Origin of the sequence: Pseudalkalibacillus sp. JSM 102089 (assembly GCF_041366475.1) — a bacterium.
GTDB classification, from domain to species: domain Bacteria; phylum Bacillota; class Bacilli; order Bacillales; family Guptibacillaceae; genus Guptibacillus; species Guptibacillus hwajinpoensis_B.
This window is the reverse complement of sequence record NZ_JBEWYW010000005.1, coordinates 205798-218860: the sequence shown is the minus strand read 5'-3', so window position 1 is coordinate 218860 and position 13063 is coordinate 205798. Positions and strand designations below refer to the sequence as shown.

The window sequence follows — 13063 nt, the reverse complement described above, 5'->3', positions numbered from 1 at the left end:
CAGCTGATCATTTCTTTTTACGTAATTGATGCTCCTACTACTAAGCCTAGTCCTATTGAAACACACATCGATAGAATGCCTACAGCTACGACACCTTCACTAAGCTTCTCTTCCACTGAAAATCGTCTAGTAAGAAAATCGAAAATATAATAGGCAACTAGTTGAAGCACTACACCATACGCTCCCCAGATAATTGTTTCAAGAACATCCGAACTATGGTAAATAGAGAATGCTAGTATTAAACAAATCCCGATTATCTTACCACCTATCGAAAGTGCAACGGCCATGTTCCCGTTCTCAATCTGTTCCCAGTCCTTATATTTTGTCGTGATCAATTCAAACACAATCAATCCAACTACAACAACGACAATCGCCGCTATAAAATAAAAAAATGTTAATAGAAATGGCCCCATGTCATGATCCTCCTTTGTTTATTTTCCTGTTCCAGGTCCGCCCCCACGATTAGATCCTCGGAATGACGGAATCGTAGTCGGTCCTTTATATGAACCTCCAGTAGATCCATAACCGCCATAGCAATTTCCGCTAGCGCTCTGACAGCGGTTCTTCTGCTTTTTGCCCCAGTCGTCTACATCAAGTATTTCATCAAGAATGTAGTAAGCCAGCAACCCATCAAAGAAATCCGGCTGGTAATTATCTCTCACAAAGCCAACTGTCGCAACTTCAACTAGTGTGTTTGATGGCTCATCACTTTCTTCTAATGTAACGATATAGTCATCATAAACAAGAATTTGCTTACCTTCTTTTAATTCACTGACTTCATTCGGCTTTATTTGTTCCTTAAGATAGGTGGCAACAGAAGGAATATCTTCCTCAGCAAGATAGACCTTTGAGGTATCGTTTGAATCCACGCTACTCGCTACAACATCTTCAAGCTGATAGCGGTCTTCAACAATTTCGAGAATATCCTTCGTAATCCCACATGCCGATAAGAGCAGAATGAATGCTGTCAGCAATCCTATTAGCCATTTCATTCTTCCACCCCATTTTAAGGGGAAAGGTTATTCTTTCCCCATTTTTTTCTTTAGCTCAGCTAATTCATCATCGATTCCATTATTTTTATCGAGGGCCGCAAGCTCATCATCAAGCGAACGGTTTTTGGAACGCATATCTTCACTTGTTTCAGCTTCTGCCTCATATTGAAGAACCTTTTCTTCCATACGCTCAAATCCTCGTTTAGAATCATCACCACCAATATCAGACATGGCGCGATTTATTTTTGTTTTTGTTTTAGCTGACTCAGCTCGAGCTTTCAAACTATCTTTCTTCAGTTGCATTTGACGATACTCTTCTTTCATTTCATCTAGTTTTGAGCGAAGAGAGTCGGCGTCAGCTTTTGCTCTTTCGTACGATACCTTTAATGTTTCCGCTTTGGCTTCATGATCTTTCTTATCCTGAAGCGCTCTTCTTGCAAGATCATCGTTATCAGAGTGGAGAGCTTTCTCAGCTTGCGCCTGACGCTTAGTCACCATAGAATTAGCATCGTCCCATTTTTTCTTTAACATCTTTTCATTAGAGATTTGTTTTGCAACAGCGGTTTCTGCTTCTCTTATATCCGCTTCCATATCCCTCATAAATTGCTCTAGCATTTTTACGGGATCCTCCGCTTTATCAAGTGCAGCGTTTAATTCAGAAGACATAATCGTTTTTACTCTTTTAAACATTTTAAACATTCGCTTTCATCCTCTCATTTGCTTCCAGCAAGAATTTTGATTTCATAATCTTCAATCGCGTAACCTTTACTCACTTCTACTTCGGAACCCCAGACTTCAATGGATAGATAACTTGATTCATCTTCATTGGAAAAATCATAATACTCGACTTCCTGTCCATCTAACTTGCTTCCTCGTCCATTGCCCGTCACCTTTGCGTAACCATGTTCCTCTTTATAATAAGTAACGGAATCAATGCTTATTTCTTCAGGAATTGGTTTCGAGATTTTTTCTTTTACATTTCGATAAATGCCTAGCTCTAGTTCATCATCCATTTCAACACTAAGCCAGATCGAAGATGATCCTGAGATTAACTGGTATGCTTGCCATTCGTAACCTTTATTATGATATGTTAGCGTCCCCACAACCTCATAGTCCTCAAGATCATATGTGATGATATCTCCTATCTGAATCGTAAAAACCGTTCTTTCTTCTACCTTCTTCTCTTCTTTCTTTCCAAAAAACTTTGATAAAAAACTCATACCGCGACCTCCCATCCTCTCTTTCATACGAATGATCGAGAAAAATGTTCCCGTTATTTTTCCCGTTTTCTATGTGTAACCATACTTTCCTGTTCTGTAAAATAGAAATCAAGTGGCGGTCGTTCTGTTAAAAGAGCTTTTTTCTCTAGCTTAAAAAAACTAATTTTTTTATACGGGTCTCCTTCAATAATTGGAGGTGCTTTTTCAGAACGAATGTATGCATCTACCGCTCTTTGCACTGCATCAATCCAAAAAGGAATGTGACGGTTTTCCTCTTCAAAGAGTTCAAATGTCTCTTTTGACATATAAAATGATTTAGAAGGAATGCCTCCAAGATGGGGAGCGAGGAGAGAAGAATCAAGTTCATTATTTTCTTTTACCAATACTTTCAACGAGATCCCATCTCTTTTCTTTTCAGCAAATGCTCCGACAGCCTGTCGTATCTCATGAAGGTTTGCATCTATTATCCCGATTGAATGTTGCGGATTGTTTTTAATGCTTTTTTTACTCCAAAAAGCCATTTGATGATTCACCTCCCTCTCTTATGATTCGTATAACTATATAAAAACCCTTCAACACTGATGAAAATTTCTAAGCTTTTTAATACGATAAAAAAATAAAGCAGCTAACGGTTAGCTGCTTTATTTCTACTTCTATTTTTCAAGGAGTGAGCGAGCATTTTTATATGTGAGCTGATGGGCTTCAGCTACTGCTTCGTACGTTACAAATCCGTCCATCGTATTAATTCCTCTTAGCAATGGTTCATTTTCTAGACAGGCTCTTTTATAACCTTTATTCGCAAGTTGAGCGGCATAAGGTACAGTCACATTCGTTAAGGCAATGGTTGATGTACGCGGCACAGCTCCAGGCATATTCGCTACCGCATAGTGAACAACATCATATTTTGTGTATGTCGGGTTGTCATGAGTTGTGATACGATCGGTCGTTTCGAAAATACCTCCCTGATCAATTGCTACATCAACAATAACAGAGCCCGCCTTCATTTCTTTGATCATCTCTTCTGTTACAAGCTTCGGTGCTTTTGCCCCTGGAATAAGCACTGCACCAATCACTAAATCTGATTCTTTCACGGCTTCTGTTATGTTAAGTGGATTAGACATCATCGTATTAATCTCAGTACCAAAAATGTCATCAAGCTGACGCATTCGTTCTGGACTTAAATCCATAATTGTCACATCGGCACCAAGCCCCATCGCAATTTTCGCAGCGTTCGTTCCGACGACTCCTCCACCAATAACCGTTACTTTACCTCTTTTAACCCCAGGGACACCGCCCAGTAGAATACCGAGTCCTCCTTTAGGTTTCTCAAGGAATTGAGCCCCTATTTGAGCCGCCATCCGACCAGCAACTTCACTCATGGGTGTCAAAAGAGGTAGCGAGCCATTTGGTAACTGAACGGTTTCATAGGCAATTCCGATCACTTTTTTGTCTACAAGAGCCCTGGTTAATTCAGATTCTGCAGCAAGATGAAGATATGTAAATAAAATCAAACCCTCACGAAAGTAGACATACTCCTCTCGAAGTGGTTCCTTTACTTTCATGACCATTTCCTTCGACCACGCTTCAGCGGCCGTCTCTACTAGATGGGCTCCAGCTTCAAGGTACTGATCATCCCCAAAACCAGATCCAACGCCCGCTCCTTTTTCGATATAAACCTCATGACCTAATCGCGTTAAGGTCAGTACTCCAGCAGGGGTCATTGCTACACGGTTCTCATTGTTTTTAACCTCAACAGGCACTCCAATATGCATTGATACTCCTCCTTTATCTCTAACCAGCCATATACTGTTATCTCTATTGTATAACATTTAATACCATTAAATGTGGGAATGACTTAAGGGGTGAATCTATTTCATAAATAGATCGCATTAGTTGTCGGAGTATTTTTACATCACCATCATATACCCCGCTGCCACCATTAACAACCCGCCAATTAAGCTAATTGATATATATGTGACAGAAAGCCAAAGCTTTATTGAGCCTAGTTCAAAAGCCTCGTACATAAAGGTAGAAAAAGTCGTTAGTGCTCCAAGAAATCCAGTCGATATCCCAGCACCCCAATCGCCTGCTCCGAAAGCCATCCCTAGTATGAAACTCCCTATGAGGTTAACAAGTAGAGTGGCTAGCGGGAATCGAGAAGTGTTCCATCGATTAACCATTAATGCCGTTATATATCGAAGCCATGCCCCTATACCTCCACCGATCGCAATCATTAACCACTCCATTACGTCACCTTCCTCGTTCTTTTAGCTAATAAGACTCCAAGGAAGACACTTAGAATTCCACTTACAATAGTGCCGCCCCCATATAGGCCCATCTTAATAAACTGACCATCTTTTATGTAGACCAAAAGATCAAGGGAGTAGGTTGAAAAAGTCGTAAATGATCCTATCATGCCAGTTACAATCATTTTTTTTGCTGGCTCTGAAAAGCGATTGTTTGAATGATTGTATTGATAGAAAAACCCAAGGATAATGGAACCTACTATATTTACTATAAAAGTCGATAAGGGACTGCCATTCAATATGGTTTCCACCACCGCTCGTAGTGTAGCACCAATCGCACCACCTAAAACGACTGCAAAACTATTCTTCACTTGAATGCGGCTCCTTTCACGTCTTTCCTCATCTTAACGAAACCGCTATTCAAAGTCTACCGATCGTTTTGGTTCCAGACCCAAGTATATAATCTTCCACTTGCATCCATCCATTTCAACTCAAATCGCTCTGCATTTTTATAACCAAAGGTGTCCATTTTCTTTACTAATTCTTCTACTCGCGCGATTTCAGTTACTTCCAAATGCTGAAATAACGCCTCTACTTCGTCTTTTGCACGACCACCTTTCTCAACGACTGTTCCATTCTCTACCTCAAATTCGTTCGGACTGGAAAATTCCCATTCATGTTCAACTCCATTTGTTACTACCATACATTTAAACGAGAAGCTGTTTTCTAATGTAGAAGCCTCTGCTCGAATTGTAAAAAGACACAAGTAAATAGCAAAGGTTATGACAACAAACTTTTTCATTATTAATCACCTCACCCTTATGCTGAGTGTAAACAGCATATATTATTCCTAACCGAGCAATCAGGATTGCTTCATTCTTTTTTGCGAACTAAAATAAAGATAAGTCCGTAACTTTAAAGGAGATCATATGAGCAGTCTAAGCAAAACCTCTTCCACTATTCAAATTGAGCGTTATGGGCTTGAATCAGTCCCAGAAAAATTACGCACAACAAGATGGTATGAGTATGCCATGATTCAAATGACCGTTTCTGTCAATGCCGGTAACTTTCTCGTCCCAGCTCTCGCCGTCCTCGAAGGCGGCCTTAGTTTTGTATGGGCAGTTCTCGCCACTGTATTTGGAGCAAGTCTTGCATTCCTTTTCGTGTCTTACCTTTCTTTTCCAGGGGCGCGTCGAGGTATCCCTTCACAATATGCAGTAAGAGCTTTTGTTGGTCTGAAAGGAGCTCAATACTTCGCCTCTCCCGTAAGAACCATCACGTCGCTCTATTGGTTTGCTGTCCAAACCATTGGAGGTACTTATATGGTTGTAGAGCTGATGAAACGTGCTTTTTCAATCGACCTTCTTTTTCTACCAACATCTCTATTTCTCGCTTCAGTAATGGCTTTACTTGCATTAATAGGATTCAATGCCGTCAAAAAAGCCACAAGGTACTTTCTCCCTCTTCTATTTGCCGGAGGAGTTGCCATGTTTTTTGTGTATTCTCAGACTCCTATTAACGGGAACAGTTACTCAAACGTTCTATCAGTTAAACACGGCCCTGAACTAGGCTCTTTCTTTTTCTTTGCCAGCCTCGCTTTTGTGCAGTATGTATCAGGTGTTAGTAGTTCTTCAGACATGGCAAGGTACGCAAAATCCACTCAGCATGCATTCTGGGGAATCTTCTCAGGAAATACGATTGGTTTCACATTAACAGCACTACTCGGAGCCTACACCGCTTCAGTAGCTAACACGTGGAACCCATTTTTAATCACGAGTCAACAAACACAGTCACCACTCCTATTGATCCTCATTTTTGCTTCAGCCCTTTGCTCGATGATTATGATTAACATTAGCAATGCTTATACAGGAGGATATAGTCTGCTTAATACTTTCCCTTCTCTTGGTCGAGTAAAAAGTGCGGTATTACTAGGTTGTGCCGCTGTTATATTAAGTGGATTCCCTACTTTTGTTAACCAGGCCGAGTCATTTATTTCACTTCTTGGAGCCTTCGTTATCCCGTTATCAGCTGTAATCGTGACTGATTTTATTATTGTGAAAAAAGGAAGATTTACTTCAGCGATGCTCCAGGAATTATCTGAGAAGGCCAATCTCTTGAATCGACCTGGGTTTGTCGCGATTTTAATTGGTCTTATCTTTTACATTATTCTTCCTGCATCCTATTCACCAGGTTTTCTCTCATTTTTCCTAACTGGTGGATGTTATCTCGCTTTTCGTTACTTCCCAGTTGGTTAATCATGGTGAAGTTCCATTAGAAACAGCAATCCAAAACGATCATAAATAAAAAAGTTCATGCGTTTAGCATGAACTTTTTGCTTTTTAATAATAACTTTTCCTGTCAGCTTTCCGTGGTAATTCTTTTGTTTTTTTAGTTTCTTCTTGATCAATGACACCACTCTGGTATGATTCACTCAATTGCTGATGCACGGCCATTTCGCCATTCTCATCGTAAATCAGTTCCTTTTTCTTATCAGCCATAAGACATCCTCCTATCATTTCGGACTTGCGCTTATATTGTTTCCAAAGCAAGGATGAAAAATGCTTCTAAAAATAGGATGATTGAATCTGATATCGGAATGGATGGTCACATAAATTTCGTTACAAGAGATTCTTTATTTATGGAGCTCACGGACAATATGTGGCAACTCCGGTAGCAGTAATCGCGACATCGCTAATTTGACTGCTCCTGAAGACCCAGGCATAGCAAATATTGCCGTTTCACCTGTCACCCCACCAATGGCTCTACTAAGCATCGCTGGAGTACCAATATCATCTGTATAGCTAATCATGCGGAATAGTTCTCCAAATCCCGCAAGCTCCTTTTCGAGTATGGCTTCCACAACTTCATACGTAACATCTCTTTGGGATATTCCAGTTCCACCATTTAAAAGCACAACATCAACGCCTTTATCATCTATACCTTTTTGAATCGCATGGCGGATCTCTTCTTGTTCATCTTTTACAATTGCTCTTTGCCCAACCATATGATTGTTATCTTCAAGTAAGGAATAAATGATATCTCCGCTTTTATCCGTTTCAATTGTCCTTGTATCACTCACTGTTACAATGAGAGCTCGAATCGATGGCGCATCTTTTTTGTGATCTTCTGAACTCATCCTACGTCCCCCTTTCCAAGTTCATTCAAGAAACGTTTCTGATAAAATTTATGTGCGGTTTCACTTACTGTCCGCGCAAATCTATAGTTCACTCCCGCTCCAATGGCTATTCCAAGAAGGGGTATTCCTTGAATTACTTTTTTCCTTAACATCATAAGAACAGTTCCCTTTATAATTTGCTTCATTGGTCCTTGTAGCCAATTTCCGTCTGCAATTTCTTCAGGCCCTTCATAAAAATAAGGATGCGTTTGCTCATGCTTTATCTCTTCCTCTAACGCTTTCCAGGCTTGTTCTTGTAGCACTTTCGGTAACGTTGCCATGTGAAATACTTTAAGAGCAATCATCATTTCGGAAGGATAGTTTACTGGATAGCCATATGTCATCGCTATTAGCTGAACGGTACGCAAGTTAATAGCAAGTACAGCAGGTATATCAAGACCGAGCAGTAGAAAACTCCCCGTTCCCGCAAGTCCCCCTTGGGCAAATGATACCATTCGCTGACGGGCAATTTGTTGATCTGCTATGTAAACAAGATGATCAATTGAAAGGTTTTTCATGTCCTGAATATTTTCAATTCTAGGATCAAATAACCTTGCATCCGTTAACAATCGATGACTGGCATCCACTTGCGATTGTGAGTTTTGTATAAGCGAATGCATATGAAAAAGAGCTGAATCAATTACGGCATACAAACGGTTTTTCGTTGGTGACTCTAGCTGATTAAGCTGATAGTCATACCATTTCTGGAAAGTGCGCTCTACGTCCGTTGCATGATGCGTAAAGTGCTCTTCCTCCCATTGATTTATGGCGTTCATTCTTTTTTGTTCTCTATCTGTCCACACCATTCGAATTCACTCCCTTACAACTCTTTCTTATATTGTAGCTTTTCCAATCAAAAACTTCCAACAAAGGTGGAATAAGGAGTAAAAAAAGAACAGCGCATCTGTTAAGATACGCTGTTCCTCTAAAGTTTATTTTGAAAGCCTAACTGTATCACGTGCAATGACGACTTCCTCATTAGTAGGAATAATCATTACTTTGACAGGTGAGTGAGGGTAGTTAATGAATGCTTCTCTCCCCTTCACCTTATTTAGAGCTGGATCCCAATATACGCCCATAAATTCAAGTCCACGAAGTACACGTGCACGAACCGCGTCACTATTTTCACCGATACCTGCTGTGAAAATAATAGCGTCTAGTCCTGACATGCGCGCTGCATAAGACCCAATGTATTTATGAATACGAGAAGTAAATACTTCTAGTGCTAATTCAGCACGTTCGTTTCCAGCTTCTGCTTTACTAGTGATATCGCGAAGATCACTTGAGAAACCAGACACTCCAAGAAGACCACTTTTCTTATTCAATGTATTCATAACTTCTTCCGCTGTTTGACCAGTTTTCTCCATAATAAATGGAATCAAAGCAGGGTCAATGTTACCTGAACGAGTTCCCATTGTCACACCAGCTAGTGGAGTGAAGCCCATTGATGTATCAATTGACTTTCCGCCTTGAATAGCTGCGATACTCGCACCGTTACCAAGGTGGCAAGAAAGGAGACGCAATTGATCAAGCGGGCGACCAAGCATCTCTGCCGCTCTCTCTGAAACATACTGGTGGGAAGTACCATGGAAACCGTACTTACGAACACCATAGTCTTCATAATATTCGTATGGCAAGCTATATAAGAATGATTGTTCAGGCATTGACTGATGAAAAGCTGTATCAAATACGGCTACAGATGGAACCTCTGGCAAAATCTCGCGGAAAGAGCGAATACCTACAAGGTTTGCTGGATTATGCAATGGTGCAAGCTCTGATACTTTTTCTATTCCAGCAAGCACATCTTCAGTAATCAATGCAGAATCATTAAATTTCTCCCCACCATGAACAACACGGTGTCCAACACCTTCAATTTCATCGTAAGAAGAAATGATTGAAAAGCTAATCAGCTTGTCTAGAAGCATTTTAACTGCTACTGCGTGATCAGGGATATCTGTGATTTCTTCTCTCTTTTCACCGTTCACTTCTATTGTAAAAATGGCGTCATCAAGGCCGATTCTCTCCACGAGTCCTTTAGTGATAACAGTTTCTTCCGGCATATTTAATAGTTGAAACTTCAACGAAGAACTACCGGCGTTGATTGCGATTATTTTCGCCATATGTGACAGCTCCTTTAATTCAATAAAATTAGAATACGACACGAAAATAGAAGGGTCAGACCCTTCTATCTTTAGCACTCTTATTATTTAAACACCGACCATTACTTTATTCAAGATGAAAACCGCTTACATTCAAGTATTCCGTCAATTCAGATTTGTAAACGTTTCATAAACTTTAAGAAAGCTGTGAAAACCAACCGTTAATCTGCTGCATCATGTTCAACATCGCTTCGCGATTGGAAAAAGACGGAAGTTTCGCCATCATGACTTGTTTAGGCTTTAACGTATGTTCTCCTTTTTTCTGAGTAACAAGAATACTTTTAGCTTGCGATTCATTCGCAAATAAACTTGTAGGCAATTGAATAATGCCGTGGATAACAGAGCGATCGTTTAGTAAATTCCTTACTTGTTTTGCTCCATCATCTCCAAAGAGAAAGTTTGGAATCATAAAGAAGAGCATACCAGACTCTTCTGTCATATTTAAGCTTTGTTCAATAAGAAGATGGTGAACGTAAGACATCCCTTCTTCTGCTTTTAATTCGTATTTTGCAGCTGCTTCCTCATGAGGATAGTACCCAACAGGTAAATCAGTTACGATCGTATTAACTTGGGGAATATAAAGTGGCTTTACGCTATCCTGGTGAAGAAATTCTACCTGGTGTTTTTGCAAATTCGCATTAACAAAACCTAAATGTAATAAAAGATCATCTGGTTCCGCTCCGAATGCTTCAACTTTCTCACCTTCTAATTGGTTTAAAACAGAAGTGAGTAAATTTCCTGTTCCTACTGCAGGATCAAGAATTTTCATTTCCTCTATATTTAATACATCTTTATATTTTTTCACAAGATAACCGATTAAATGCGCAACGCTATCTGGCGTCATGGCATGATGAGGCTGAATTCCTTTCTTCATCCCTTTCAGAAGTGCAAGCTGGATTCCTTTACGCACTGTTTCTTTCTTAGCACCCTCAAGATCACATGAATCATAAAGAGCTTTAAGACGGACAACTGTATCCGTATCTAGTTCCTCTTGTAATACTTTATTTTCGAATATGTTTAAACCTGTCTCAACGAGAGCTTCAAGATACGACATTTCCAATTTATTTTGAATAACTAGCGTCGATTCATCAAGCACGTTATATAAATTTTCTACAGTTAGTTCGGTCATTGATTGGCCTCCTATCAGTTCGCCGTCTCTATTGTAAACAGTCTTGAGTTCTTTCGCAACATCGGAAGATCATCTGTTACGAGAGTGACTGTTTATTCTTTGCAAAAGTTTATGGCTAATCGAGAGTTTTCTACACTAACGTCTATGAATTATAGATCACAATACAATTCCGTTAAAAAAGGACTCCGATCACGTCATCGAAGTCCTTGCCATGTTTGTTTACCTTATTCAGCTTGCTTAGCGGCGTCAAGTGCAGCGTCATAATCTGGGTGATTTGTTGCTTCACTAACATATTCTGTGAATACAACTTCGTCCTTACTGTTTACTACAAAAACAGCTCTTGCTAATAAACGAAGCTCTTCCATTGCTACGCCAAAAGCTTTACCAAATGAAAGATCGCGATGATCAGATAAAGTAATAGCATCTTCAATTCCAGCAGCACCGCACCAGCGCTTCTGAGCAAATGGGAGGTCAGCGCTAATTGTTAACACTTTCACGTTATCAAGCTTAGCAGCTTCTTCGTTAAATTTACGTGTTTGAGCATCACAAACGCCTGTATCTAGTGATGGTACGACACTAATGAGACGAATACCTGCATAATCATCAAGCGTTTTTTCAGATAGATCATTAGCAAGAACAGTAAAATCAGGCGCTTTGTCTCCCGCTCTTACTTCTTCCCCTAAAAGTGTCATCGGCGTTTCTTTAAATGTAATATTAGCCATGTTCATACCTCCTTCATAATTGGTCGTATGTACGACTGTTTTCATCATATATGCCATCGCTTCTGATTTCAAGAAATCAGCTAAGGCTTTCTAACTCAGTTTTTATGAACCAGAGGTATTTGTGTTCGATTAATGCAACTTAGTTTTCTAGAATAACCCACAATGGCAGAAGGATCTAAGCTAAAGACCATATAAAAAAGCTACTTTAATTAAAAGTAGCTTAAAAATCCAAATCCTGCTTATCGTCATCCTGCTGTCTCTTATGACCACGGAAGAGGTGTTTTCCTTGGGATGTATGTCGCGAAGATTGTGAATCGCTTTGGTGATCGTTTCCTCTTCTTCCCTTCGTCTCATGATTCATATTCTGAAGAATGCTTTGTACTTTTTCAATTGCCTGTGGGGCAAGATCGAGCAATCTCTCATAAAGATGTGTGGTGTTATCAAGGTGTATCATCTTTATGTCGCCAGCACTTACAATTAAAAACGCAATTGGTGTTATGGAAACACCACCACCACTACCTCCACCAAAAGGATCGCCTTTGCTTTGCCCTTGCTGATCACGCTGATTAGACTGTTGCTTTAGCATAAATTCACTACCACCAGCAGCAAATCCAAACCCAACCTTTGACACCGTTAGAATGACGCTTCCATCAGGGGTTTCGACAGGGTCACCTATAATCGTGTTTACATCAATCATGTCTTTCAGATTTTCCATTGCAGTCTGCATAAGTCCTTCAATTGGATGTTCAGGCATTTTGTGTTTTCCTCCTTCACTTACTAAACCGCTAAGCCTCCTGTACATTCTTTTGAGACTTCATTAATTTAATTGCCGCGATCATAGCATGCCCCAGTTTAAATGTAATCATGCATCGTATATAAGTTTGAATCGTTTTCACTTCATAAATTGGTGTTACGATGAGTTGAGGGACTGAATGAAGATTAGAGTAATGTGATAAAAGTGTGAAGATAGCGACTTTTGTATTCATAATAAGTTCAGCTACTACTGCAGTACTCGCCGCGTTTCCCATTCCAAAATTTGTTTCCCATTGAATAGTTCGAAATCGTGTCTTCCTAAGAAAAAACAAAACAGATGCTTTAGCCCCAAGCGTTTTTTTCAGTAACTGGATGACCTCTTTGAGATCACCTTTCAGCCCCTCTTCTTCTTTGCTTGCTTTGACAGCCTCTTCCCCACCTTCTAATAACGTTCCAAGTGGTATGGTTGTCTCATAAATTACTAATCCGAAGAGGGCTTTCACCGCTATTTGAATTTCTTCAACTGAAGTAGAGTGCTCTATTGTGAACGTTACTCTTACAGTCGAAAAAACAATAAGGGGTAATGAGGCAATCACTAATAAGCCAAATATAGCAACAATAATAATAATCAATGAATAGCCTCCTCCCATATACCTTTCTATTTTGA

General features: G+C 39.9%; 18 protein-coding genes. 1 reads left to right on the top strand and 17 read right to left on the bottom strand.

All coding sequences use genetic code 11. The features are described 5' to 3' along the window. Window positions 1-17: 17 nt before the first annotated feature. The 9 genes from ABVF21_RS13565 to ABVF21_RS13525 form a co-directional block, all read right to left on the bottom strand. Window positions 18-413: a DUF350 domain-containing protein gene (locus tag ABVF21_RS13565; protein WP_303532176.1), complete on the bottom strand. Its 396-nt coding sequence runs from the start codon at window positions 411-413 to the stop codon at window positions 18-20. A gap of 18 nt (window positions 414-431) precedes the next feature. Further along, window positions 432-992: a DUF4247 domain-containing protein gene (locus ABVF21_RS13560; protein WP_303532177.1), complete on the bottom strand. Its 561-nt coding sequence runs from the start codon at window positions 990-992 to the stop codon at window positions 432-434. 27 nt (window positions 993-1019) lie between these two features. Next, window positions 1020-1691: a PspA/IM30 family protein gene (locus ABVF21_RS13555; protein WP_371018356.1), complete on the bottom strand. Its 672-nt coding sequence runs from the start codon at window positions 1689-1691 to the stop codon at window positions 1020-1022. Between the two features lie 14 nt (window positions 1692-1705). Next, a complete protein-coding gene (locus tag ABVF21_RS13550) occupies window positions 1706-2212 on the bottom strand; it encodes a DUF4178 domain-containing protein (protein ID WP_303532181.1) in 507 nt (168 codons plus the stop codon). Between the two features lie 53 nt (window positions 2213-2265). Then, a complete protein-coding gene (locus ABVF21_RS13545) occupies window positions 2266-2733 on the bottom strand; it encodes a DUF3939 domain-containing protein (RefSeq protein ID WP_303532183.1) in 468 nt (155 codons plus the stop codon). 132 nt (window positions 2734-2865) lie between these two features. After that, window positions 2866-3984 carry an alanine dehydrogenase gene (ald, locus tag ABVF21_RS13540; RefSeq protein ID WP_303532185.1) on the bottom strand — a complete coding sequence of 373 codons (1119 nt, stop codon included), beginning with the start codon at window positions 3982-3984 and terminating at the stop codon, window positions 2866-2868. Window positions 3985-4119: 135 nt separating this feature from the next. Continuing rightward, window positions 4120-4458, bottom strand: coding sequence for a fluoride efflux transporter FluC (locus tag ABVF21_RS13535; protein ID WP_371018355.1), 339 nt, complete (start codon window positions 4456-4458; stop codon window positions 4120-4122). Next, window positions 4458-4829 carry a fluoride efflux transporter FluC gene (locus tag ABVF21_RS13530; RefSeq protein ID WP_371018354.1) on the bottom strand — a complete coding sequence of 124 codons (372 nt, stop codon included), beginning with the start codon at window positions 4827-4829 and terminating at the stop codon, window positions 4458-4460. Before ABVF21_RS13530 ends, ABVF21_RS13535 begins: the two co-directional genes overlap by 1 nt. A gap of 56 nt (window positions 4830-4885) precedes the next feature. Next, window positions 4886-5260: a hypothetical protein gene (locus ABVF21_RS13525; protein ID WP_303532189.1), complete on the bottom strand. Its 375-nt coding sequence runs from the start codon at window positions 5258-5260 to the stop codon at window positions 4886-4888. A gap of 127 nt (window positions 5261-5387) precedes the next feature. Between ABVF21_RS13525 and ABVF21_RS13520 the strand changes: the two genes are divergently transcribed. Continuing rightward, on the top strand, window positions 5388-6713 hold the full coding sequence (locus ABVF21_RS13520; RefSeq protein ID WP_303532191.1) for a purine-cytosine permease family protein: 1326 nt from the start codon (window positions 5388-5390) through the stop codon (window positions 6711-6713). Between the two features lie 84 nt (window positions 6714-6797). On the opposite strand, the gene ABVF21_RS13515 is transcribed toward ABVF21_RS13520, so the two are convergent. From ABVF21_RS13515 to ABVF21_RS13480, 8 genes are all read right to left on the bottom strand, one after another. After that, entirely contained in the window at window positions 6798-6956 is a 159-nt protein-coding gene (locus ABVF21_RS13515) for a hypothetical protein (RefSeq protein ID WP_226614667.1), read from the bottom strand. Between the two features lie 134 nt (window positions 6957-7090). Continuing rightward, entirely contained in the window at window positions 7091-7594 is a 504-nt protein-coding gene (locus ABVF21_RS13510; protein ID WP_371018353.1) for a MogA/MoaB family molybdenum cofactor biosynthesis protein, read from the bottom strand. Next, window positions 7591-8439 carry an EcsC family protein gene (locus tag ABVF21_RS13505; protein ID WP_303532195.1) on the bottom strand — a complete coding sequence of 283 codons (849 nt, stop codon included), beginning with the start codon at window positions 8437-8439 and terminating at the stop codon, window positions 7591-7593. Before ABVF21_RS13505 ends, ABVF21_RS13510 begins: the two co-directional genes overlap by 4 nt. A gap of 126 nt (window positions 8440-8565) precedes the next feature. After that, entirely contained in the window at window positions 8566-9753 is a 1188-nt protein-coding gene (locus ABVF21_RS13500; RefSeq protein ID WP_371018352.1) for an acetate kinase, read from the bottom strand. 175 nt (window positions 9754-9928) lie between these two features. Continuing rightward, complete coding sequence (locus tag ABVF21_RS13495) at window positions 9929-10921, bottom strand: class I SAM-dependent methyltransferase (protein ID WP_303532199.1); 993 nt, start codon at window positions 10919-10921, stop codon at window positions 9929-9931. 224 nt (window positions 10922-11145) lie between these two features. Next, on the bottom strand, window positions 11146-11643 hold the full coding sequence (gene tpx / locus ABVF21_RS13490) for a thiol peroxidase (RefSeq protein WP_371018351.1): 498 nt from the start codon (window positions 11641-11643) through the stop codon (window positions 11146-11148). Window positions 11644-11863: 220 nt separating this feature from the next. Beyond that, on the bottom strand, window positions 11864-12397 hold the full coding sequence (gene ytfJ, locus ABVF21_RS13485; RefSeq protein ID WP_194219270.1) for a GerW family sporulation protein: 534 nt from the start codon (window positions 12395-12397) through the stop codon (window positions 11864-11866). A gap of 31 nt (window positions 12398-12428) precedes the next feature. Further along, on the bottom strand, window positions 12429-13028 hold the full coding sequence (locus tag ABVF21_RS13480) for a DUF2953 domain-containing protein (RefSeq protein WP_371018350.1): 600 nt from the start codon (window positions 13026-13028) through the stop codon (window positions 12429-12431). Window positions 13029-13063 lie beyond the last annotated feature (35 nt).